Here is a 21,959-nt window from a genome sequence, read left to right on the forward strand (position 1 = left end):
CGCGCCATACTCGGCCGTAACGATGGGGAGGACCATATGGCCGACAACAAGCCCGCCGAACCGCTCGATGCGATCCGCAAGGCGATGAGCGATCTCGAAGCGCGGTTCGACCAGATGTCGAAAGCGATCTTCAATACCGATCTTTTCGCCCGGTCGTCCGGGGTCGGCACCGAACTCGGCGCCAAGGTGCAGAAGGGCGTGTCCGATCAGATGTCGAAGAATCTCGAATTCTTCAACATGCCGAGCCGAGCCGATATCACCGCGATCGGCGAGCGGCTGATGACGATGGACGAACGGCTCGTGCGGATCGAGGAAGCGCTGTCGCGGATCGCGCCCGCCGACTCCAAAGCCGCATCCGGCCCGCCACGCACCCGCAAGGCGCCAGCGAAAAAGGCCGCGAAAAAGAAATCGGACTAGGCCGCGCATGGCCGAAGCATCGCGCAGCACGGCGGACGCCGGCGCCGGGATCGCCCGGCTCGTCGAGCGGACGATCCAGCGCAATATCAAGGGCCTCGAATATTTTGCATCGGCCGCGCCGCCCGTCGGGCTGACGGCCAAGGAGGTTATCTACAAGCGCGGCACGCTCAACCTCTATCACTACAAGCCCCGCGCCGAAGAAATCTACCGGGTGCCGATACTGATGGTGATGGCGACCACCAATCGCGGCTATGTGTTCGACATCGCCGAGGATCACAGCTTCGTCCGTTTCCTGCTCGATGCCGGTTACGACGTGTTCGTGATGGATTGGGACGCGCCGCGGCCCGAGGAAAAATCCCTGTCGCTCGACGATTATGCGAACCGCTTCATCGACGACTGCCTGAGCCGGGTGCGCGAGACGACGGGCGAGGAGGATGTGACGCTCGCGGGCTACTGCATGGGCGGCGTGCTCTCGACCGTCTATGCGGCGACGCATCCCGAGGCACCGATCAAGAATCTCGTCTGCTTCACCACGCCGATCGACTTTTCGCGGATGGAGCTGTTCGCGCACATGGCGCAGCGCCGATATTTCGACGTCGACCGGCTGGTTGACACGATCGGCAATGCCACGCCCGAACTGCTGCTGACATCGTTCGACATGCTCCGTCCCTCGGGCCGCGTCGCCGGACAGCGGATGTTGTGGGACAATATGTGGAACGGCGACTTCGTCGAGTTCCACCGCAAGATGGAACGCTGGAGCAACGACATGCTGCCGCTGGCGGGCGAATATTTCCGCGACACGGTGAAGAAACTGATGTGGGACAACCAGCTGCTCGAGGGCACGCTGGAGGTCGGCGGCCGGACCGCCGATATCGGCAATATCACGGTACCGCTGTTCCACGCTGTGGCGTTGCACGATCACATCGTACCCTACGAAGCGAGCAAGCATCTGGTCGCGCTGGCCGGATCCGAAGACAAGACCGAAATCACCCTCAAGGGCGGCCATATCAGCCTGATCGCCGGCCCCAATGCGGCGCGGCGGCTGTGGCCGACCCTGGACGAATGGCTGGCGGAAAGGTCCGTATAGATGGCAGACACGATAACCTTGGACGGGGCCTCCTACACTCTCCGCGCGATGACCGCGGACGACAAGGCGGCGATCTTGGCCTTTGCCGGATCCCTGCCGCCGCACGACCTTCTCTTCCTGCGGCGCGACATCACGAAGCGGAAGGTGGTCGACGCCTGGATTGCGCAGACCGAAGCGGGAACGTTCGAGACGGTGCTGGCGGAGGAGGACGGCAGGATCGTGGGCTGCGCGGCGCTCTATACCGATCCGCTCAGCTGGTCGCCCCATGTCGGCGAGGTGCGCGTGCTCGTCGCCACGACCGCGCGGCAGCACGGCCTCGGCCGGGCGCTCATCGAACGCTGTTTCCGCATCGCGCTCGGCAAGGGCATCGGGAAACTGACCGCGCAGATGACCGTCGACCAGAAGGGTGCGATCACCGTGTTCGAGGAACTGGGTTTTCGCGGAGAAGCATTGTTGCGCGACCATGTATGCGGCGCGGACGGCGCGTTGCACGATATCGTCATCCTGTCCTGCGATGTCGAACGCGCCACCGGCCAGCTCGAAGCACTGGGCATGGCCGAGCAGGTCTAGGTCCGCCGGCCGCTTTCGGCGCGCCTATGCCGTGCGGTCGCGGATGAAGGCGCCGATCTCGGCGATCGATTCCCGGCCCTCGTCGACAAGGGGATAAAAGGCCTGGAAGACGTGAACCATATCGTCCCAGACCTTGATCTCCACATCCACCCCGGCCGCCTCGGCGCGTTTGGCGAGATCGGTCGAATCGCTGAGCAGCAGTTCGGCATCGCCGGCATGAATCAGCAGCGGCGCAAGGCCCGACAGGTCGGCCAGCAACGGCGAGGCAAGCGGATCGGCGGTGCTCGCGGCGCCGATATAGCGCCCGACCATCACCAGCAGCCGGTCCCGCACGATCATCGGATCCGCATCGGCCCGCGTCCGAAAGGACTCCCCGGACGCGCGCATGTCGGTCCATGGCGACAACAGCGCGGCGCAGGCCGGCTGCGGCATGCCGCGCTCGCGCGCCGAAAGCATCAGCGCCAGCGACAGCCCGCCGCCGGCCGAATCTCCGGCCACGGCGATCTTCGACGGATCGCGGCCCCGTTCGAGCAGGGCCGCATAAACGGCTACGGCATCCTCTACCGCCGCGGGGAACGGATGTTCGGGGGCGAGGCGATAGTCGACCGCCAGCGCCCGGACGCCGGACGCCTTGGCGAGCGCCGCGATCAGGTTGCGATGGGTCGCGATCGAGCCGACGCAATAGCCGCCGCCATGAAAATAGAGCAGCACGGCATCGTCCCGCGTCGCGTCGTCCCAGATCCATTCGCAGGGAACGCCGCCCAGCTCGACCGCTTCGCCATGCTGCACCTGCGACGGAAAGGCGGCGGCCATCTGCTCCATCGCGGCCCGCTGTTCGGCGACCGGCGGTTCTTCCTCGGGAATGGCGATCATCTGAACGACGGCTTCGATCTGCGCCTTGGACATCGTGTTTCCTTCCTGCGTGCCGGCCTCCCGACGATAGCCATCCGGCTTTAGCCCTGCCAAGAAAAATCAGGTGGACTCAGGTCCGCGATTTCGCGACCACGAAACGGTCTTTTCGCACCCGAAACAAGGATCCCAGTCATGGCCGACGAAACCGAGACCCCCGAAAACCAGCCGCCCGGCTACGAGCCGCCCGCCATCTGGACCTGGGACAAGGCGAGCGGCGGCCGCTTCGCCAATATTAACCGGCCGGTCGCCGGGCCGACGCACGACAAGGAACTGCCGGTCGGCGAGCATCCGATCCAGCTCTATTCGCTGGCCACGCCGAACGGCGTAAAGGCGACCGTGATGCTCGAAGAGCTGCTGGCGCTCGGCCATGACGGCGCCGAATATGACGCCTGGCTGATCAATATCGGCGAGGGCGACCAGTTTTCGAGCGGCTATGTCGAGATCAATCCCAATTCGAAAATCCCGGTGATGGTGGACCGTTCGGCACCCGAACCGCAGCGGGTGTTCGAATCCGCCTCGATCCTCGTCTATCTCGCGGAAAAGTTCGGCGCCTTCCTGCCCGGCGAGCTGAAGGCCCGTACCGAAACCTTCAACTGGCTGTTCTGGCAGATGGGCAGCGCCCCCTATCTCGGCGGCGGCTTCGGCCATTTCTACGCCTATGCGCCGATGAAGATCGAATATGCGATCGACCGGTTCGCGATGGAAGTGAAGCGCCAGATGGACGTGCTCGACCGGCATCTCGCCGACCATGAATATATGGCGGGTGCCGACTATACGATTGCCGATATGGCGATCTGGCCCTGGTACGGGGGAATGGCGAAGGGCGTGCTCTACGATGCCGCCGAGTTCCTTCAGGTGCAGGGCTATACGCATCTCAACCGCTGGGCCGACCAGATCGCCGAGCGCCCGGCCGTCCAGCGCGGCCGCATGGTCAACCGCGTCTGGGGCGAGCCGGAAACGCAGCTGCCCGAACGGCACGATGCCGCCGATTTCGAAACGAAGACGATGGACAAGATGATGCCGAAGGAAGACGCGGCCGAATAACCGCGCATCGCGCGGCTCCGTCCACCCGACCGGAAGAAAATGGAGCGGGCGAGGCGATTCGAACGCCCGACCCCAACCTTAGCAAGGTAAGGGCTACCTGTCACCAGCCGCTCTCATTGTTATTACAGTTACCGGATTTCTGCCACTCCCGAAAACCTCGTGTTATCAGTGTTTCTAGGCGTTATCGGCATTTAATCCGGTTATCTGTGGGGATTTCGTGGGGAAATTTGACGGCTTGATTCTGCATGGTGTAATGGGAATCCCCACACATTCCCCACTAGAAGGAAAGCGCCGATGGCACAACCCCCACGACCGCGCGGACGGCCTAAACGCTATGCGAAATATGACGAGCTAGAGGCGTCACTGCCAAAGGTGATGGCCAAGCGCCCGCTCTATTGCGATGGCATCGGCCTGTTCCGTGGTCAGAAGGCCTATACGGTATGGGTCAAGATCAAGATGACCCGTGGCGGCGAATATAAGGGCCGCGCCAAAAAGCCCGGTGAATATGTCGAGATCAAGCTAGGCGAACGCTCGTCATGGACATGGGAGCAGCTAGAGCGAGAACGCGACCGCCTCCAAGGCTTAGCTGATCGGGGTGAGCCACTTATAGCAGAAGCATCGGCCACCTTTGCAGACCATGCCGACGATTGGCTTGCTCGCAAGAAGTCGACCATCAAGGGTTATGGCGTAAGCAAGGGTCATGTCGAAAAACAACTGAAACCGGTTTTCGGCGCAAAGTCTCTCGACACAATTACCGTTGGCGGTGTCAATAAGTGGATTGCAAAACAGCTTTCGAGCTTGAAGCCCGCAACCGTTCAGCGCCAGTTGAGCACGTTCAATTCGATAATGAATGATGCCGTCCGTTCTGGCGATCTGGACAAAAATCCCGCCAAGGATGCGGACAAAATACGGGGGATTGAATCTCGCCAGCGTTTCGTCACCGATGAAGAATGGGACGCCATACTAGAAACCGCCGACACAATCGAAAGCGAGAAAGAGGCCAGAGCCGACAACCAGCCGAACGAGAAGCGCGGTTGGCTTAGGGACTATGTTGATTGGGCTTACCAGTCGGGAATGCGGCGCGGCGAGATCGTCAAGCTGGCTTTCTCCGATATCCGTGAGTTGGAGCCGGGGCATACCGTTGTCGAAGTGACCGGCACGAAGAACAACACGTCTCGTTTTGTTACCTGCACCCCTGAGATGCTGGCGATTATAGAACGCCTAAGGGGTTTAGAACGTGAGGCGGATGATGACAGGCTTTTCCCTCTCTCTCTAACCACCGTCAAACGCACTCTGACGAAGCTATGGAAACGGTGCGGGCTTGAGGATGTCCGCTTGCACGACTTACGGCGAACTCATGCGACCAAACTGATGGGCATGGGCGTTGACCCAAGGACCATTGCAGGGCGCATCGGCCACAGAGGCACGGATATGCTGGCCAAAGTTTATGCGGTTGACCGTGGCGACAAAGAAGCCGCCGCGATGTTTCACGCTTCCAGCAAGAAAGCGGCACCGGGCAAGGCGAAAGCTAACCGCGAAGGGGCCGAAGCCGAACCACTCGAACGTGCAGAGAGAGGCGATGAACACTTGGCAGCGCCGGAAGGCTATTGGCCATTCGATGATGAGGCTGAATGATAGCCTACCCAACAACATGCCGTAGGTACTGCTGCCAAGGCCCCCCGATCCTCGGTTAAGAGATCATACTGCTACATACATAGAGGTTCGGTCAGTCCATTTTGGCCTATTGTGAGTTGCGCGGCTTATGGACTCCTTGCGACAGCTCCCCCTAAAAGCACATCGTGAAAGGGGGGTTTTGTGAGCAAAGGCGATCTACAATTTTTGTCAGTCGATGACGTTGAGCTCGACCGCGAAAATCCGAGGATTTTGGCGCTACTAGAAGATACTGATTACACGGGCGAAATAAATGAAGCCAGAATTGGACTAGCGCTAGATGCCGCCGCGTCGGGAAACGACGGGAAGGGCGAAACATCGCCGCGCAGACTAAAGCGCTCGATCAAAAATACTGGCGGCATTTCTCAGCCCATTCACGTGATAAAAGAGAATGGGAAACATAGGTGCATCGACGGCAACACTCGGCTGTATATATACAGGGAGCTGCGAGACGAGGACCCTAGCGGCAATTGGGAAAAAATACCGTCGCTAGTATATCAGGATGCCCAAGACATTGAGATCGAGACTATCAGATTGGGCGCGCATTTAGTTGGCCCGAGGCAATGGACGCCATATTCAAAAGCAAAATATCTCTACGAACTGAACCACGTAAAGGAGTATCCACTTTCAAAGATAATCGATCTCGTCGGCGGCTCTGAAAAAGACATCCTCCAGTCAATCGAAGCCTTCAAAAAGATGAGAGATCATTACAAACCTCTTTTCAGTCCAAACGAGACGTTTCGTCAGGATAGATATTCGGCTTTCAAAACCTACGAAGAAAGCCCCAAACTGAAAGAGGCAATGGTCAAAACTGGTTTCGACTATGATGATTTTGCGTCATGGCTCAAAGAGGAGAAGTTCAAGCAACTAGGCCAAGTGCGAAGCCTATCTCAGGTCTTGCTAGATGATGCAGCGCGGTCCAAATTTTTGAAAGAAGATATGAGCGCGGCGCTCAAGGAAGTGGAAAAACCAGAGGCCAATAAAGAGCTTGAGAATGCGACCATCCCCCAACTGTGCCGTGCTCTGAGAGACAAGCTTCGCATAATCCCGCACCGGCAAGTGCAAGAGCATGAAAAAAACCCTGATACTAACGATGTAAGGTTCATGACCGAGGCAGCCGGCGAGCTTGCGAACTTGCTGCATTCGATAGGTGTCGACCTCGATGAGATCGTAGAAAACATCGAATAGGATGTCTGGTGAGTCCCAAGCCCACCGGGATTTAGTGAAGTTTCTGGCCAAAGAAATTTTGGACAGACATGGAGCTGACCCCGATTGCGTGTTGATGGTAGATCACGAGGAATTCGGAACGGATCGCCCAACCCGCCTTTTCAATTCAGAGCCTGACGTGCTCCTTGTGCGGCCAAAGTCGGCTCAATATTTTGTCGGCGAGGCTAAGACCTGCGGAGACTTAGTAACACAGCATTCAAAGCGACAAATTTTTGGTCACATAGAATATCTGCGTTATCACAAAGGGCGCTTTTATCTCATGACACCCTTTGTATGCGGAAGGTCGGCAAGGGCACTTGTCGAAGAGACTTGCGAGGCAGTTGGTGTCGATCGATCGATCGCAAAGGTTCTTTGCTATGGCTGATGAGCGCTTTGGGCTCGTGCGCCCTGACGGTTTAAACCTCAACGCAATCCACAATAGCTTCCCCTATCAGCTGGACGCAGTCGAGGCCGTCAAAAATCACAAATTTGCGGCATTGTTTCATGAGCAGGGCTTAGGCAAAACGAAGATCGCGATCGACCTTTCGCTCGAATGGCTTCGAAACGACGTAGTCGACACAGTTTGTTTCGTTACGAAGCGAGGCCTCGTAAAAAATTGGGTGGAGGAAATCCGGTCGCACGCCCACCTTGAGCCATCTATTTTGAACCAAGATCGAAGGGCGAATTTTTACGTACTAAATAGCCCGGCAAGGTTTGTCGTTCTTCACTACGAGGTACTCAAATCTGATAGTAAGAGGATTGAGCTATTTCTGCAGAGTAGACGGGTGGGGGCGATCCTCGATGAGTCCCAGAAAATCAAGAATCCCTCTGCCGCGTTGACACAAGCCTTTTTGAACGTGCGAGAGCAATTCGTGCGCCGGATCATCATGACCGGCACTCCAATAGCGAACCGACCCGAGGACATCTGGTCGCAGATATTCTTTCTAGATGGCGGAGCGGCCCTCGGCACGGATTTCGACAGCTTTCGCTCAAACTTGAACCTCTCGAATGACCTTTGGGAAGATGACAAAAAGCGCTCGCTATTCGAGCAAAATCTCTCAGGAATATTCGGTGCAATCGACAGTTTTACGGTACGGGAAACCAAAAATTCCGCTGGGATTGATTTGCCTTCTAAAAGAATAACAAACATCCCGACTGCATTGGAAACCGAGCAGAGGTTACTCTACGATAATATCCGTCTGGAGCTGCGCGCTGAAGTGCTCAAAGACGGAGAGGTAGTCGAGGAAGACGCAGAGGTTGTGCTCAAACGCCTTTTGCGCTTGGTGCAAATTGCTTCAAATCCGAAATTGATCGACGAAGGATATGAAGGCACTCCCGCAAAAATGACGGAGCTCTCGAAACTGCTTCGAGACATCGCGGCTGTGGATTCGAAGGCGATAATCTGGACCAACTTTGTGAAAAATGCCGATTGGCTAAAGTCAGCACTTTCGCGGAGTCAATCAGTTGCGGTCGTGCATGGCGGCTTGCCTATCGACGTAAGAAACCAACAGATTGATCTATTCAAAAATGACAGCAAATACCGCTTGCTAGTCGCCACGCCCGGTGCGGCAAAAGAGGGGCTCACGCTTACGGTGGCAAATCATGCGATCTTTTTCGACCGCTCTTTCAGCTTAGACGACTACCTGCAGGCCCAAGATCGCATACACCGTATATCTCAGATGAAGCGTTGCTTTATCTGGAACCTAATCGGGGAAAATACAGTGGACGAGTGGGTTGACCAGCTTTTGATTGCCAAGCGAACAGCGGCTAGCTTGGCACAGGCCGATATTACCGAAGAACAATTTCGGGACCACATGTCATATGATTTTGGGCGGCTAATCCGAGAAATTATTGATCCACAATCGCTTCAGGACAATCACAATGGCTAATCAAAAAGGTGATTTCATGAGGATTAGGGGAGAAGACTTCCCCACCGACACGGCCTTCGTAAGCCAAAAGAAGCTGCTCTTTTATCCTGAGAATCCGAGAATTTTTTCTTTGATTGGTGCTGGTGAGAAGGTGCCTGATCAGGATGCAATCGAGAAGAAGCTCCGTAGTCTTGAGCATGTCCGAAGCCTGAAGGAGGACATTAAGGACAATGGCGGCCTGATGGACCCCATTATCGTCAAGAAGGGGGATATGGTTGTCCTCGAAGGCAACAGTCGGCTGGCTGCTTTCCGAATTCTCGCTGAGCAAGACCCGGTAAAGTGGGATGAAATTAGGTGCACATTGCTGCCGGAGGACATGCCCGAGGACAAGATTTTTGCATTGCTCGGACAGTATCACGTCAAAGGCAAAAAGGACTGGGCCCCTTATGAACAGGCAGGTTTCCTATATCGACGGCACAAAGATCATGGCGTCGAGATAAGCGCCATAGCGAGTGACCTCGGCCTCAAACAGAATTACGCAAAACAGTTGATCAAAACCTACCAGTTTATGATCGATAAAAATGACACGGATCGCGACCGCTGGAGCTACTACTACGAATTCTTGAAATCAAAGCCCATAGCTTCGGCCAGACAAAACTACCCGAGTTTTGACGAAACCATTGTTAAAAAAATTAAAGCAGGCGATTTTCAGAAGGCAGCCGACCTTCGAGACAAGCTGCCGGTCATATGCAAATCGCCTGCAAAAAACGTAAAGAGGTTTCTTGAGGGCATCGTTGACGTGGATGAAGCATACGAAAGAGCTCGTTACGCTGGCACAGATCATGTCGCGCTACAGCGCGTAAAGCGATTCCGGGCATGGATTGGCCAGCCAGATACGGAAGAAGATATCTTGGCGGCGAACCCTAGCGTCATCAACAAGCTTGAGTTTCAATTGAAGCAACTCAAAAAGACGCTGACCTCGGTTCATTCTGCAGTTGCAAAGAAAAAAGCCGGGGGTTGAGGCCTTTCCGACAAGCCCGATCGACGGATCGATATTTTGTTGCTATGCACTGAATGCGAGCCGGAGGTTGCCGAATGTCGAGAGTCCTGAATTATGGATAAAAATATCCTGCTCATAGAGCCTGCGTACAAAAACAAATATCCTCCCCTCGGCCTGATGAAAATTGCGCGATATCACGGCCCAGAGGGAAAGCGGGATAATGTTGTTTTCATAAAAGGGCAGAACGATCTCGCTTTTGAGAGGGCTTGGGATCGGGTCTACGTCACATCACTGTTTTCATTTGAATACAGCCGGATCGCACAATCGATTGATTTCGCTCTAGCAGCTGCGAACGGCCATGCGGACAAAGTCTTTGTGGGCGGTATCGCCGCCTCCCTTATGCATGAGCGATTTCTTTCTGAGCCTAGGTGGCAAGGCGTCAGATTTATTAAGGGGCTCCTAGATGGGCCGCCTGCCGAGGCGCTGCAACTGGATGAATTGGCCGGTGAACTTTATTCTGACGATTATGGCGGAACTCCTATCGAGCGCCTAATCCCAGATTACAGCATCCTTGAGCAAATTGACTACGAGTATCCGGTCCGGGATGCCTATTTCGCTTACACGTCGCGCGGCTGCATCCGAAAATGCAAATTTTGCGGCGTTCCTAAGCTGGAAGGTATGCAGAGGGACGCAGATTCTCTGACAGATTATGTGAAGGGAATTGATGAGTTTTACGGTCCCAAGAAGGACCTGATTCTTATGGACAACAACGTTGTCGCGAGTCCTCGTTTCAAAGAAATCATTGCTGAGATTCGGGACCTAGGTTTCACGCCGGGAGCAAAGTTGATCAGACCCGAAAATGGTTCAAGACCGGTCAAGCGACGGGTAGATTTTAACCAAGGCGTCGATGCGCGCATCCTGTCCAAGGACCCGATGTATCTTCGTGAACTCGCCACAATTTGCCTCAAGCCCCTTCGGATTGCTTTTGACCATCTGGGTCTGAAAAAGCCCTACGAACAGGCGGTAAGAATCGCCCACGATAGTGGGCTCCACGAACTATCCAATTACATGCTCTACAACTTCCATGACAGCCCAGAAGACCTATTCGAAAGAATGCGGCTCAATGTCTCTTTGAATGAGGAGTTGGACGTCCGGATTTGGTCATTCCCGATGCGATATCAGCCAACCGATAGGCCCGACCGCGGCCATATCGGCGAGCGGTGGACCAAATATGAGTTGCGATCAATGCAGATAATTTTGCAAGCAACACATGGCGTTGTCAGCGGCGAGCCGGAATTTTTTAAACGAGCATTCGGAAACGATTTTGGCGAGTTTCAAGAAATTCTCATGTTGCCTCACGATATGATTTTTTATCGCGACTGGTTTGAAAAACTTGGAGGCCAAGCTGAATTTGAGCAGTTCAAGAAGGAATTTTTGAAACTGAGCGATGACCGAAGATGCGAGTTGATTCAGCTCCTTTCAACGAAACACCCAAGAGAGTATCCAGAGCTCATCGGTGATGCGGAGGACGATCAAATTCGGTCTATTCTCCGATTCTATCTGCATCGACCAAAGACGGAAATGGCGGAAAAAGTTGCTGCGGGAGCAACGCGTTCAGAGAGTGAGTTGGTCCCAGAAGATGAGCGCGTTGAAGACGCTTCGCTTGATGAATGGGAAGACGAAGAACAGCCAACATCAATGGCTTTGGGAACGCGAGAAGCGGCATGAATGTTGCTCAAAAGATGGCCTCGGCTGACAAACTTCGCCCAGTTGTCGGGAAGGATGTCATAGAGCTGCTAACGTCAGCAATGTACGTCGAGCCGCTTACGATATACCGGGAATACATCCAGAACGCCGCTGATGCTGTTGCCGAGGCGCGCGAATATGGAATTTTGAAAACCCGTGAATCTGGAAAAGTTGAGATCACTTTCTACCCCGAAAACAGGGAAGTAGTGATACGGGACAATGGGGCAGGAGTTCTTTCCAAGGATTTTGGTGCAAGGCTTACCTCGATTGGGGCTAGCGCGAAGCGAGGTGAAGGGCTGCGCGGATTCAGAGGAGTCGGACGGCTTGCTGGACTGGCGTTTGCAAAAAAGCTGACTTTCGTGTCGTCAGCCGCCGGTGAAGCTTCGGCGATGGCGATGCATTGGGATTGCTTAAAGTTGCGGCAAGCTTTGCTCGATGCTGATGACCGCCGGGACTTGGCGGAGCTTATTGCTGACATTGCTTCGCTTGAGAATATCGCTGATTGCGGAGCAGAGGACCATTTTTTCGAAGTTCGGTTAGCGGGCGTCGCTCGAATCGGAAATGACGATCTTATGTCGCCGGTCGCCGTGCAAGCGTATTTATCTGAAGTGGCGCCAGTCTCATTTTCTGACGGGCTTTCGGCCAAAAAGGATGTCGAAGAATTTCTTTCGCGCCACTTTGATTACCGCCCGCTTGATGTTGAGGTGGATCACCAAGTGGTTCGAAGGCCATACGCAGACAACATCGAACTGAGCGGAGGCCATTCAATCAACCTGGGGGAGGTAGAGCTTTTCAGTTTGCCTGCACATGACGAAGGTCTAGCGGCTGTCGGCTGGATCGCCCACCACTCCTATCTAGGCTCTATACATCGCAGCCTCCGACTGCGCGGGTTAAGGGCAAAGGTTGGTGGAATGCAGGTCGGGGATGAAGCAATTTTTTCCGACATTTTTCCAGAAAGCCGGTTCAACGGCTGGGCTATTGGTGAAGTCCATATAGTTGATGACCGGATTAAGCCAAACGGTAGACGAGATGATTTTGAGCGCAACGTCCATCTCACAAATCTCAAGAACCAGCTTTCGCCACTAGGGCGTAAGATTGCAGCTCGCTGTCGGAGTAGCTCGGCGGAACGTAATCGTAAGCGAAAGATAGAGCTGGAACATTCGCACATTAGCGAGAGTTTCGATATTATTTCACAGCATAGCATGTCGAGTAACCGACTTGAGGGGGTCGCCCTATCGATTGATATGGCTTTGGAGCGCATCGAACGAGAGTTGAAAGGTTGCGATCCAGAAGGCGAGTTTCGGCGTTCTGAAGAGGCAAAAATCGAAAAAATTCGGCGGAAGCTTAACGACATAACGGCAGATATCGGAAAAGCGTCATCGCCGCTCGATAGACTGCCGGGTAAGCGCCGCGAGATTTACGAAGATGTGTTCGGCCTCATCTACGAGTGCTCACAAAATCGATCTCACGCCAAATCACTTATCGACAAGATTCTACATAAACTCGCGCAGTAAGGCCGGTTACCGATCCTCCGTAAGCCTGTCGGAGATAATTCTGATGGCGATGGATATAGGGCAAAATAGGGCGGACTACCGCTGGAAAGACCTACCAAATCGCCCTTTGTTCATATTTATCCCATTTTATATTAACATTCTGAAATGTCAGGGTTATTCCGAGAGTCAATAGGCTATAACGGCCTGTGATATAAGGATTTTTCTTGACAATACGCCGTTTTCGTGTTATACTTATAGGTAGATAGGAAAGATAAAAGTCTATCAGGCTCTATCGTCATGGAATCGCTTTCCCGCGCCAGTAAGAGCCCCCCCTGAAAACTAGATAAGGAGAAGCTCATGCTAATTGAGCCAGCATTTTATACGGATAAGGATGTCGCCCGAAGGCTCGCGCTGTCGCCAAGCTGGGTAAGGGGTCAACGACACAAAAGGCGAACCGGCCAACCACATATCCTAGATGTAGATGCCCGCTATATCGGCACCTGCCCTCGCTACCTGAAAAGTGAAATCGACGCCTTTGTCGAAACGCTAGCGGCTTAGGCGGAGAGACTAATGTATTTTGACCATGATTGGTCGCAGGGGCTACCTGCGGTCCGCTCACCGTTGCCCGAACAATGGCTAGCCGACTCCCTAAACTGGCCTGACAACAAACATGCAAAGAACGATGCGCCGCCGAAAGTGGGGACATGGTTCGACGAGGCGATCGACCTTCGAGAGCCGCACGGCGATGAGATCGCTAGTCGGGTTTTGTCCCTGATGAACGAGGTTGAAAAACGTAAGCGAAAACTGCCGCTAAGGGGTTTACGCAACCGCTACACGCTGGTCAGGAAGCTCCTAGCTAACGGTGTTCGCTGTCACCTCCATAGAGAACCGGCGCTGGTTGCCTACTTTCGGAAAGCCGATGCCTATAGAGACAAGCCTCAGTGGCTGTCAGGTGAAGCGATAGCCAAGGCAGTGAAGCTACTTCGGCAAGCCGAGTTGGTTTCAAGTAATCGCGGGTTTCGCGGCACTAGCTCGACATATCAGGTGACAGAGCGCCTCATGACCATTGCCGATGAGTGCGGCGTATCCGGGAGCAGCCTTGTTATCAACGTGCCGCCAGAGCGCCTCATTCGCCTCTACGGCCCCAAGCCGGAACGTGCGCTGGAGCATTTCATCCCGACACCTGATACCGAGCACTGGACGGCGCTATTGGAAGCCTACAACGGCTTTATCGCTCTGCAAGACGTCGCCATCGAGCTAACCGAAGATGAGAAGCGATCTTGCGTCGCCCATCTCAATCGACAGCTGGAGAAACGAAAGCGCGAGGGCAGCAAGAGCGGGCTTCCCTATATTCGACCGGAGCTGTTTCGGACGGACCTGTGCCGCGTCTTCAACAATAGCTCTTTCGAGCAAGGCGGTCGCCTATATGGCGGCTGGTGGATCAGTATGCCGAAAACGCTGCGGAGGAAGATCACAGTTAACGGACAACCAACAATCGAACTCGACTATTCGGGCTGTGCGATCCGAATGCTCTATCACGAAAGGGGTATCGACTATCGTGATGACCCATACTTTTTGGAACCTGTAGCCAAGACAGCTAGCGCGGAAGGTCTGCCGTATGCCTATTTCCGTGATGCCATCAAAGACATGATGCAGGCGATGATAAATGAGGATGACCCAAATAAGCATCCTGAGCAAATTAGGATCGAAGGCTTCACGTTCAGGCCTCATTTCAAGCGAGATGAGATTATGGCGATGATATTGGATAAGCATGAGCCTATCGCTGACTCCTTTCGCACTGGCGCTGGCCTACGATTGCAAAAATCAGAATCCGATTTGGTTTTGGAAATTATCACGTCACTCAAAGACCAAGGCATTCCAGCCCTTCCTATCCATGACTCAATAATGGTTTCAGAAGGAGAGAGGTTGTTGTTGGAGGAGGTAATGAATAACAATTATCTCCACAAATATGGATTTAGACCAATTATCTCAAATATCTAATTAGCCCTATTCAAATTCTCTTCATATAAGGGAAGGCGTAAAATTAGTATTGTTTGATTATTGTCTTAGTATTTAACTCCATCACCGTTATCCACGGCGCTGATAAGCTCTCAGAGAGTCGTAGAGCGCAATCTTTATGTTTGATGATGCCTGGTGGGCGGAAGCTCTAAATCGTCGCTGACGGCGCTCTCAGAGACTCATTGGTTCGCAGTTTATTGGCAGCGGCAACATCCGTCCTGGCTCATCACGCAGAGAGGGATATTCCCGGTGTCGCCCGAATGCGTCAGTAAAGAGCGGCAGACTCAAAAGCGAATGTTGGGAAACCCCGAGAACTGTCCGCTGGCGCATGTGCCCACCATGCGAATTGAGTCCCGTAAACTTGGGCCCAAAAACCAGCGGAACGCGCCACTCTCTCTGTTGATGTCTAGCCATTCTTGGTTTTCACCATTCTCGTCTTGGTCGTTTATCAAAAGAATGGTTGTGGGCGTCACCCTTCCGATTGGCTTTGTCTCATTGCAAGGACCAGAACAAAATCGACCTTCCTCTAAGTCAATTCTATACCGAAGCACCAGATCATCTTCAAATTGCTCCTGCCTCTCGCCGTCGAAATAGGTGCCTCGAACCGTGCAATCCAAATCGAAAGCAGTTGCGGTTGATGCCGATGCGGCGGGGTTGAGAGACGAAGCGAGAATGGCACAGGCTAGCGCATTTCTCTTCAATTGAGTCATCACCAGCCCTCACCTTCGATCCTGTTTGCGAACGACCAATCATCAAATGAGATATAATAGCCCGTGGACTGATAGTAATCAAACTTGGCCTAACCTCTCCGATGAACGAGAGGGAGTTATTGGCTGAATTGGGACAGCGCATTCGGGCGCAACGCAAAGCCATTGGGCGGACGCAAGAACAACTGGCCTTACTCGCCAATGTTGATCGCTCCTACTTCGGCGCTGTCGAGCGTGGGGAGCGCAACGTTACCTTCACCACGCTTTGCAGGCTATGTGCTGCGCTACAGTGCGACGTTGCGGCGTTGACCAACGGCCTGCCGCCTATCGAGCAAGGCTAATCAAAACGGCCAATTTTTTGAAATTTTTCTCTCGGATGAGAGGCCGGTCATTACCGTCTCAGCTCCGAAGGCGTTCCACGGTATACCCCCTACCCCCACCCCCTTCGATTTCTGAAACAGAAAGGCGATTGCCAATGCACCACGGGCGTCGGGGGGCACTGCGGTTGAAACGTAATGACGCGAGCCGCCGCACTATAATGGTCTTTTAGGACAGCAATCAGTGGGGATATAGTGGGGCGATCATTGCGCCCGCACTCGCCGTTACAGCTAAGTCATTGAGAAAAATGGAGCGGGCGAGGCGATTCGAACGCCCGACCCCAACCTTGGCAAGGTTGTGCTCTACCCCTGAGCTACGCCCGCTCGGCGCTCTTCCCGATAGTGGCAAAGCCTTGCCATCCGGTGAAGAGGCGGCGCAGCTAGCATGAGGCGCCGAACGGGGCAAGAGGAAAGGGCAAGAAATCCTCCCCCTTGGGTTCTCCGTCCACGTCCCCCATATATGGCCGAACCTTTCCTGCAGGAGTCGAAAGATCGTGGCCACGCAACTGGGACTGACCGAAGATCAGAAGGCCGAAGTCGAAAAATTCCGGACCGATGTCGTCGAGCCGTCGATGAGCAAGCTCGTCATCCTCGATTTCTGGGCGGAATGGTGCGGACCCTGCAAGCAGCTGACGCCGATCCTCGAAAAGGTCGCCGCCGATTACGCGGACAAGGGCGTTGTCCTCAAAAAGGTCAATGTCGACGATGACAAGTTCATCGCGTCGCAGTTCCAGATCCAGTCGATCCCGACCGTCTATGCGATGTTCCAGGGCAAGCCCGTCGCCGATCTCGGCCAGGCGCGCACCGAGGGCTCGCTGAAGCAGATGCTCGACCAGATTCTGGCGCAGCTGCCGATCGAGAGCGACGAGAAGCAGCAACAGGCCGAAATCGAACCGCTGATCGAGATGGGCGAACAGGTGCTGTCCGAAGGCGATGGCGAGCGCGCGCTCTCCATCTTCGGCCAGATCATGGAGATGGCGCCGGCCGAGCCGAAGGTCATCTCCGGTTTCGTTCGCGCGCTGGTCGCGATGGGCAAGACCGACGAAGCGAAGGAGATGCTGGCCCAGATTCCCGAGGACGTGGCCAAGGACCCGGCGATCGCCCGCGCGCAATCGGCGGTCGATCTCGCCGGCGACGCGACCGAGACAGAAGACACCGCCCCGCTCCAGGCCAAGGTGGATGCCGATCCGAACGATCACGACGCGCGCATGCGGCTCGCCACAGCCCTGATGGCCAATGACGAGCGCGACGTGGCGGCCGATCATCTCTTCCATATCATCGAAGCCGACAAGGACTGGAACGAAGGCGCGGCGCGGCAAAAGCTGCTCCAGCTGTTCGAAGTGGTCGGACTAGAGGACGAATGGGTGGCCGCGCAGCGCCGGCGCCTGTCGGCAATCCTGTTCGGCTGATGGCCGAAAGCCCGATCCGTCTGTCCATCTTTCCGCTCGCCGGCGCGATCCTGCTGCCGCGCGCGCAACTGCCGCTGCATATCTTCGAACCGCGCTACCGGGCGCTGGTCAAGGACGCGATGGCGCGCGACCGGCGGATCGCGATGATCCAGCCGCGGGAGGAAAACGGGAGCGCGCCGGCACTGTTCGATATCGGCTGTGTCGGCAAGGTGGCCGAGGTCGAGGCGATGGACGACGGCCGCTTCAACCTGATCCTCGAAGGCCTGACCCGGTTCCGCATGGTGCGCGAACTCGATGTGACGACGTCGTTCCGGCAGATCGAGGCGATGACCGAGGAATTCGGCGACGATGCCGTCGTCGAACCGCTGTCGATCGCGATGCGCGGCGGGCTGATCGACGAATCGAAGAAATTCGCCGTCGCGCTCGGCTATGCAGTGGACTGGGAGGCGGTCGACACGCTGGACGACGAGACGCTGGTCAACATGATCGCGCAGGTCGCCCCCTTCGACACCGTGGCAAAACAAGCGTTGCTCGAGGCGGCGACGATCGACGACCGTTCCGAACTGCTGATCCAGTTCATGCAGTTCTTCCGCATGCACCAGCAGGCCGGCGGGGACGATCGCGCGACGCTGCAATAGGCGCGGCCGGTGGGCGAGAACCGGCTCGATCCGAAACTGCTCGAGATCCTCGTCTGCCCGGCGACGCGTACGCCGCTGCGCTATGATGCGGACGCCGGCGAACTGATATCGGAGGCGGCCGGCCTCGCCTATCCGATCCGCGAGGGCGTTCCGGTGATGATCGTCGAGGAGGCACGGCGCATCGATGGCGAGCGCGGTACGGATTGAGCGGCTCTGCAGGCACCAGCATGTCCAGGGACCCGGATATCGATGCCGCGCTCGTCCGCCTTCTGGTCCAAGATCAGTTTCCGCAATGGGCCGAACTCACGATACGCCCCATAGAGCCCAGTGGATGGGACAATCGGAACTTTCGGCTGGGCGACGACAAGATCGTCCGTTTGCCGAGCGCGGCGCACTATGCACTGCAGGTCGAGAAGGAGCAGCATTGGCTGCCGAAACTGGCGCCCAAGCTGCCGCTCCCGATACCGGAGCCGTTAGCGATGGGGCAGCCGGGCCACCGCTTTCCCTGGCATTGGTCGGTCTATGGCTGGCTCGATGGCGAAACCGCGCAGCAAGCCGAGATAACCGATTCCCGGAAATTCGCCCGTTCGCTCGCGCAATTCATCCGTGCCTTGCACCGGATCGACAGCGGTAACGGGCCGCGTCCGGGCGCGCATAATTTTCATCGCGGCGGGCCGCTGATGATGTACGACGCCGAAGCGCGCAGTGCGATTGCGGAGCTCGCCGACGAACGCGATGCGGAGGACGCCATGGCGATCTGGAGCGCCGCGCTTGGGTCGCGATGGGACGATACGCCGCGCTGGCTGCATGGCGATCTCGCACCGACGAACCTGCTCGTTACAGACGGCGCTTTGTCGGCCGTCATCGATTTCGGATGCTGCGGCGTCGGCGATCCGTCGTGCGACCTGGCGATCGCTTGGACGTTCTTCAACGCCGAGCAGCGCCGCGTTTTTCGCACGGAGCTCGATATCGATGACGATACATGGCGCCGCGGCAGCGCCTGGGCACTCTGGAAGGCGGCGATCGTATTGGCCGGCCTTCCCGGCACGAACCCATCCGAACGCGACACGTCGGGCACAACGCTTCGTAGGATCCTGGAGAGTCGCGATCTGACTGGCGGTTAGCCCGCCTGGGACTGCGATCACGCCGCCTGCAGGGCCAGACGCTTCAATTCCTTCGCCAGAAAATCGAGCACCGCGCGTATCCGGGGAACGTCGCGCAGGCGCTCATGGGTCAACAGCCAGAGGCCCGAACCATCGCCCCGGCGCGGCGGCAGGCAGCGGATCAGGTCGGGATCGCGATCGGCGAAGAAGCTCGGCATGACGGCAAGCCCGCCGCCCGCGCGAACGGCTGACAATATCCCGGTCGCCGTCGCATGGTGCATCGCAACCGCATCCTCGAGATCGTTTTCGCGCAGCCAGTCGCGGTAGATGGGCCAGAAATTCTCGCCGCCGCCGCCGATGAACACATGGTTCGCCAACTCGCCCGCGTCCAGCGGCACGCCGTTCGCCTCGGCATAGGCCCGGCTGCAATAAACGCACCAAGGATCGTCGGCGATCCGCCGGCCGATAAGCCCGGCGCCTTTCGGTTCCTTGCTGTTGCGGATGGCGATATCGGCTACGCCCGCCGCAAGATCGCGCCGTTCCTGCGACGTGTCGATCTCGATGCGGATCGCCGGATAATCGGCGCGCAGGCGGTTCAGTATCGGCGGCAGGACCGTCTCGGCATAAAGATCCAGCGTCGTAAGCTTTACCGTACCGCTGATGTCGCGCGCCTGCGACGCCGCCCTTTCGGCAAAGTCCGCAGCGGCGACGTCGACCGCCCGCGCCCGCTCGAGCAGCGCCTCGCCGACCGGCGTCAGCGCATATCCGGCCGGGCTGCGCTCGAACAGGGAGAGGCCGAGATCCCGTTCGAGCGCCGTAATGCGCCGCGCGGCAGTCGTCTGGCTGACTTTCAGAATCTTACCGGCGCCGAGCGTGCTGCCGGTCTCGGCGACCGCGAGGAAGAAGCGCAGATCGTTCCAGTCGAACATTCGCCTATTCTGCACTTTTGCAGAACGCCCGCGCAACATCGTTTATCGTTTCAAATTGAAACTTATGTTAGTCGCCTTGGTGTCGGAGCGAACTCCCCCATCCCCTCCCCGAAAGGACCAAGACCATGAAAACCTTTACCGCCCTCCTGATCCCCACCGTCCTCTTCTTCGGCGCCGCCGCCGCGCAGCCGGGCATCGCCCAGGCCGCAACCGCCCCGTCGGTCACGGTCAGCCATGCCGATCTCAATCTCGCAAATGCGGCCGACCGCAACGTGCTGCAGCGCCGCCTCCGGGCCGCCGTCCGCGAAGTCTGCGGCACCGGCTTCGGTTTCGATCCGCGCAGCCAGAACGCCGCCCGCGAATGCCGGGAGCAGACGCTGGAAAGCATCGCGATCCCGGTGTCCGGCCTGTTCGCGTCGGCCGAATAGCCCCTCCGGGACACTCTCCAGTCCCGCCCATTGCCGCCGCTCCGGAAACGGGGCGGCGGTTTTTTGCGATCAGACGGTCACGCCGCGCAGCAACAGCGGCAGTTTCCCGCTGCTGCCCCGCGCCTCGTCGACGAAGCGGCGCTTGAGCGGCGGGATGCGGTCGACGGCGGTCATGCCGAAGCGGCGAATCCTGGACGCCGCCTTGCCGGGTACGCCGAACAGCCGCGTCAGTCCGTCGGTCGCCATCGCGACCATCAGCGTGTCGAGACTACGCCAATTTTCATAACGTTTGAGCAGCTGCGCGTCGCCCGGATCCATGCCGAGCCGGACGCCCTCGACCAGCACTTCGGCAAGTGCCGCGACATCGCGGAAACCCAGATTGAGACCTTGGCCGGCGATCGGATGAATACCGTGCGCGCTGTCGCCGACCAGCGCCAGCCGCTCGCCGGTGATCGTCGCGGCGTGGTGAAAGCCGAGCGGATAGGCACCGCGCGGGCCGGCCAGCGCCAGTTCTCCCAGGAAACTGCCCATCCGCTTCTGCGCTTCGGCCAGAAAGGCGCGCTCGGACAGGCCCAGCATCGCCGGGCCGTCCTTCTCGTCCACGGTCCAGACCAGCGCCGAGCGATGGCCGTTCGCATCGTCGAGCATCGGCAGCAGCGCAAACGGGCCCGCCGGATAGAAAATCTCGTAGGCGATCGCGCCATGCGGCTTTTCATGGTTGATCGTCGCGACGATGGCGTGGTGTCGGTAGCTCCAGCGCGCGACGCGGATGCCGGCCGCCTCGCGCGTCGGCGAACTCCGGCCCTCGGCGCCGATCAGCAGCGATCCCTTCAGCACCGTCCCGTCGTCGAGCGTCACCGTGACGCCGCCCGGCTCGCGCCGCACGTCGACGGCGCTTTTCGCCATATGGAGCGCGATATGCGCGGCCTTTTGCGACGCTTCGAATAGGGTAGCGCGCAGCAACCGGTTTTCGAACATGATGCCGAGGGGTCCCTCGCCCTCGCCGGGCCCGAAATCGAGGCGGCCGGGCGCAAGACCGTCGCTCGCCCGGATCGAACCGATCGCGCAGCCCTTGCCGTCGAGCGCCGCGCCGAGGCCGATCGCGTCGAGCATGTTCCAGCTCGCGCTCGCGACCGCCGAGACCCGCCCGTCGTAACTGCTGTCGAGCAGCGCTTCGGTCGGCATCCGGTCGATCACCGCGCTCGACAGCCCGTGCGCGTCCAGCGCCAGCGCCAGGGTCTGGCCGACCAGACCGCCGCCCAAAATGATGACATCCGTCCGATTTACGCCGTTCATCGCCATAGGGACTCGCTTTAACGCAGCGAAAGCGGGCCG

Annotated in this window: 20 protein-coding genes and 1 tRNA gene; 17 read left to right on the forward strand and 4 right to left on the reverse strand. The window is 57.1% G+C overall.

The window, feature by feature from the left end; translation table 11 throughout:
- The first annotated feature begins 36 nt into the window (after nt 1-36).
- The 3 genes from ACTS1X_RS10630 to ACTS1X_RS10640 are packed head-to-tail and all read left to right on the forward strand — an operon-like array spanning nt 37 to nt 2,074.
- Nucleotides 37-417: a hypothetical protein gene (locus tag ACTS1X_RS10630; protein WP_442614368.1), complete on the forward strand. Its 381-nt coding sequence runs from the start codon at nt 37-39 to the stop codon at nt 415-417.
- A 7-nt stretch (nt 418-424) separates the two neighbouring features.
- Entirely contained in the window at nt 425-1,504 is a 1,080-nt protein-coding gene (locus ACTS1X_RS10635) for a PHA/PHB synthase family protein (protein ID WP_442614369.1), read from the forward strand.
- Entirely contained in the window at nt 1,505-2,074 is a 570-nt protein-coding gene (locus ACTS1X_RS10640) for a GNAT family N-acetyltransferase (protein ID WP_442614370.1), read from the forward strand.
- Between the two features lie 24 nt (nt 2,075-2,098).
- Here the strand turns inward: ACTS1X_RS10640 and ACTS1X_RS10645 are convergent, their stop codons facing one another.
- A complete protein-coding gene (locus ACTS1X_RS10645; RefSeq protein WP_442614371.1) occupies nt 2,099-2,980 on the reverse strand; it encodes an alpha/beta hydrolase in 882 nt (293 codons plus the stop codon).
- Between the two features lie 138 nt (nt 2,981-3,118).
- Here ACTS1X_RS10645 and yghU point away from each other — a divergent pair, with 138 nt between their 5' ends.
- From yghU to ACTS1X_RS10690, 9 genes are all read left to right on the forward strand, one after another.
- Entirely contained in the window at nt 3,119-4,030 is a 912-nt protein-coding gene (gene yghU, locus ACTS1X_RS10650; protein WP_442614372.1) for a glutathione-dependent disulfide-bond oxidoreductase, read from the forward strand.
- 294 nt (nt 4,031-4,324) lie between these two features.
- Nucleotides 4,325-5,665 carry a tyrosine-type recombinase/integrase gene (locus ACTS1X_RS10655; RefSeq protein ID WP_442614373.1) on the forward strand — a complete coding sequence of 447 codons (1,341 nt, stop codon included), beginning with the start codon at nt 4,325-4,327 and terminating at the stop codon, nt 5,663-5,665.
- Between the two features lie 180 nt (nt 5,666-5,845).
- Nucleotides 5,846-6,889 (forward strand): hypothetical protein, encoded by a 1,044-nt coding sequence (locus tag ACTS1X_RS10660; protein WP_442614374.1) that lies wholly within the window; start codon nt 5,846-5,848, stop codon nt 6,887-6,889.
- Between the two features lie 395 nt (nt 6,890-7,284).
- On the forward strand, nt 7,285-8,796 hold the full coding sequence (locus ACTS1X_RS10665; protein ID WP_442614375.1) for a DEAD/DEAH box helicase: 1,512 nt from the start codon (nt 7,285-7,287) through the stop codon (nt 8,794-8,796).
- Nucleotides 8,789-9,796 carry a hypothetical protein gene (locus ACTS1X_RS10670; protein ID WP_442614376.1) on the forward strand — a complete coding sequence of 336 codons (1,008 nt, stop codon included), beginning with the start codon at nt 8,789-8,791 and terminating at the stop codon, nt 9,794-9,796. Before ACTS1X_RS10665 ends, ACTS1X_RS10670 begins: the two co-directional genes overlap by 8 nt.
- A 93-nt stretch (nt 9,797-9,889) precedes the next feature.
- Nucleotides 9,890-11,503, forward strand: coding sequence for a radical SAM protein (locus tag ACTS1X_RS10675; protein WP_442614377.1), 1,614 nt, complete (start codon nt 9,890-9,892; stop codon nt 11,501-11,503).
- Nucleotides 11,500-13,035: an ATP-binding protein gene (locus ACTS1X_RS10680; RefSeq protein ID WP_442614378.1), complete on the forward strand. Its 1,536-nt coding sequence runs from the start codon at nt 11,500-11,502 to the stop codon at nt 13,033-13,035. The genes ACTS1X_RS10675 and ACTS1X_RS10680 overlap by 4 nt, the downstream gene beginning before the upstream one ends.
- Nucleotides 13,036-13,584: 549 nt before the next feature.
- Nucleotides 13,585-15,015, forward strand: a complete 1,431-nt coding sequence (locus tag ACTS1X_RS10685) for a hypothetical protein (protein WP_442614379.1) — start codon at nt 13,585-13,587, stop codon at nt 15,013-15,015.
- An 829-nt stretch (nt 15,016-15,844) separates the two neighbouring features.
- Nucleotides 15,845-16,081, forward strand: a complete 237-nt coding sequence (locus ACTS1X_RS10690) for a helix-turn-helix domain-containing protein (protein ID WP_442614380.1) — start codon at nt 15,845-15,847, stop codon at nt 16,079-16,081.
- A 285-nt stretch (nt 16,082-16,366) separates the two neighbouring features.
- Here the strand turns inward: ACTS1X_RS10690 and ACTS1X_RS10695 are convergent.
- Nucleotides 16,367-16,441 (reverse strand) — tRNA-Gly (locus tag ACTS1X_RS10695).
- Nucleotides 16,442-16,608: 167 nt separating this feature from the next.
- Between ACTS1X_RS10695 and ACTS1X_RS10700 the strand changes: the two genes are divergently transcribed.
- Genes ACTS1X_RS10700 through ACTS1X_RS10715 form a run of 4 tightly spaced genes read left to right on the forward strand, consistent with a single transcriptional unit; the run spans nt 16,609 to nt 19,288 of the window.
- Nucleotides 16,609-17,526 (forward strand): tetratricopeptide repeat protein, encoded by a 918-nt coding sequence (locus ACTS1X_RS10700; protein WP_442614394.1) that lies wholly within the window; start codon nt 16,609-16,611, stop codon nt 17,524-17,526.
- A complete protein-coding gene (locus tag ACTS1X_RS10705) occupies nt 17,526-18,164 on the forward strand; it encodes an LON peptidase substrate-binding domain-containing protein (protein WP_442614381.1) in 639 nt (212 codons plus the stop codon). Before ACTS1X_RS10700 ends, ACTS1X_RS10705 begins: the two co-directional genes overlap by 1 nt.
- 9 nt (nt 18,165-18,173) lie before the next feature.
- A complete protein-coding gene (locus ACTS1X_RS10710) occupies nt 18,174-18,371 on the forward strand; it encodes a Trm112 family protein (protein WP_442614382.1) in 198 nt (65 codons plus the stop codon).
- 20 nt (nt 18,372-18,391) lie between these two features.
- Nucleotides 18,392-19,288 (forward strand): aminoglycoside phosphotransferase family protein, encoded by an 897-nt coding sequence (locus ACTS1X_RS10715; protein WP_442614383.1) that lies wholly within the window; start codon nt 18,392-18,394, stop codon nt 19,286-19,288.
- Nucleotides 19,289-19,305: 17 nt separating this feature from the next.
- Here ACTS1X_RS10715 and ACTS1X_RS10720 read toward each other — a convergent pair whose 3' ends face one another.
- Complete coding sequence (locus ACTS1X_RS10720; protein WP_442614384.1) at nt 19,306-20,196, reverse strand: LysR family transcriptional regulator; 891 nt, start codon at nt 20,194-20,196, stop codon at nt 19,306-19,308.
- A 125-nt stretch (nt 20,197-20,321) separates the two neighbouring features.
- On the opposite strand from ACTS1X_RS10720, the gene ACTS1X_RS10725 reads away from it, so the two are divergent.
- Nucleotides 20,322-20,624 (forward strand): UrcA family protein, encoded by a 303-nt coding sequence (locus ACTS1X_RS10725; RefSeq protein WP_442614385.1) that lies wholly within the window; start codon nt 20,322-20,324, stop codon nt 20,622-20,624.
- 69 nt (nt 20,625-20,693) lie between these two features.
- Here the strand turns inward: ACTS1X_RS10725 and ACTS1X_RS10730 are convergent, their stop codons facing one another.
- Nucleotides 20,694-21,920, reverse strand: a complete 1,227-nt coding sequence (locus tag ACTS1X_RS10730) for a UbiH/UbiF/VisC/COQ6 family ubiquinone biosynthesis hydroxylase (RefSeq protein WP_442614386.1) — start codon at nt 21,918-21,920, stop codon at nt 20,694-20,696.
- Nucleotides 21,921-21,959: the final 39 nt, after the last annotated feature.

Source organism: Parasphingopyxis sp. (genome assembly GCF_052168275.1).
GTDB lineage: Bacteria > Pseudomonadota > Alphaproteobacteria > Sphingomonadales > Sphingomonadaceae > Parasphingopyxis.

Excerpts from the sequence above, each read along its gene's own strand:
- ACTS1X_RS10630 (WP_442614368.1), top strand. The coding sequence starts at position 37 with ATGGCCGACAACAAGCCCGCCGAACCGCTCGATGCGATCCGCAAGGCG.
- ACTS1X_RS10635 (WP_442614369.1), top strand. The coding sequence starts at position 425 with ATGGCCGAAGCATCGCGCAGCACGGCGGACGCCGGCGCCGGGATCGCC.
- ACTS1X_RS10640 (WP_442614370.1), top strand. The coding sequence starts at position 1,505 with ATGGCAGACACGATAACCTTGGACGGGGCCTCCTACACTCTCCGCGCG.
- ACTS1X_RS10645 (WP_442614371.1), bottom strand. The coding sequence starts at position 2,980 with ATGTCCAAGGCGCAGATCGAAGCCGTCGTTCAGATGATCGCCATTCCC.
- yghU (WP_442614372.1), top strand. The coding sequence starts at position 3,119 with ATGGCCGACGAAACCGAGACCCCCGAAAACCAGCCGCCCGGCTACGAG.
- ACTS1X_RS10655 (WP_442614373.1), top strand. The coding sequence starts at position 4,325 with ATGGCACAACCCCCACGACCGCGCGGACGGCCTAAACGCTATGCGAAA.
- ACTS1X_RS10665 (WP_442614375.1), top strand. The coding sequence starts at position 7,285 with ATGGCTGATGAGCGCTTTGGGCTCGTGCGCCCTGACGGTTTAAACCTC.
- ACTS1X_RS10670 (WP_442614376.1), top strand. The coding sequence starts at position 8,789 with ATGGCTAATCAAAAAGGTGATTTCATGAGGATTAGGGGAGAAGACTTC.
- ACTS1X_RS10675 (WP_442614377.1), top strand. The coding sequence starts at position 9,890 with ATGGATAAAAATATCCTGCTCATAGAGCCTGCGTACAAAAACAAATAT.
- ACTS1X_RS10680 (WP_442614378.1), top strand. The coding sequence starts at position 11,500 with ATGAATGTTGCTCAAAAGATGGCCTCGGCTGACAAACTTCGCCCAGTT.
- ACTS1X_RS10685 (WP_442614379.1), top strand. The coding sequence starts at position 13,585 with ATGTATTTTGACCATGATTGGTCGCAGGGGCTACCTGCGGTCCGCTCA.
- ACTS1X_RS10690 (WP_442614380.1), top strand. The coding sequence starts at position 15,845 with ATGAACGAGAGGGAGTTATTGGCTGAATTGGGACAGCGCATTCGGGCG.
- ACTS1X_RS10705 (WP_442614381.1), top strand. The coding sequence starts at position 17,526 with ATGGCCGAAAGCCCGATCCGTCTGTCCATCTTTCCGCTCGCCGGCGCG.
- ACTS1X_RS10715 (WP_442614383.1), top strand. The coding sequence starts at position 18,392 with ATGTCCAGGGACCCGGATATCGATGCCGCGCTCGTCCGCCTTCTGGTC.
- ACTS1X_RS10720 (WP_442614384.1), bottom strand. The coding sequence starts at position 20,196 with ATGTTCGACTGGAACGATCTGCGCTTCTTCCTCGCGGTCGCCGAGACC.
- ACTS1X_RS10725 (WP_442614385.1), top strand. The coding sequence starts at position 20,322 with ATGAAAACCTTTACCGCCCTCCTGATCCCCACCGTCCTCTTCTTCGGC.
- ACTS1X_RS10730 (WP_442614386.1), bottom strand. The coding sequence starts at position 21,920 with ATGAACGGCGTAAATCGGACGGATGTCATCATTTTGGGCGGCGGTCTG.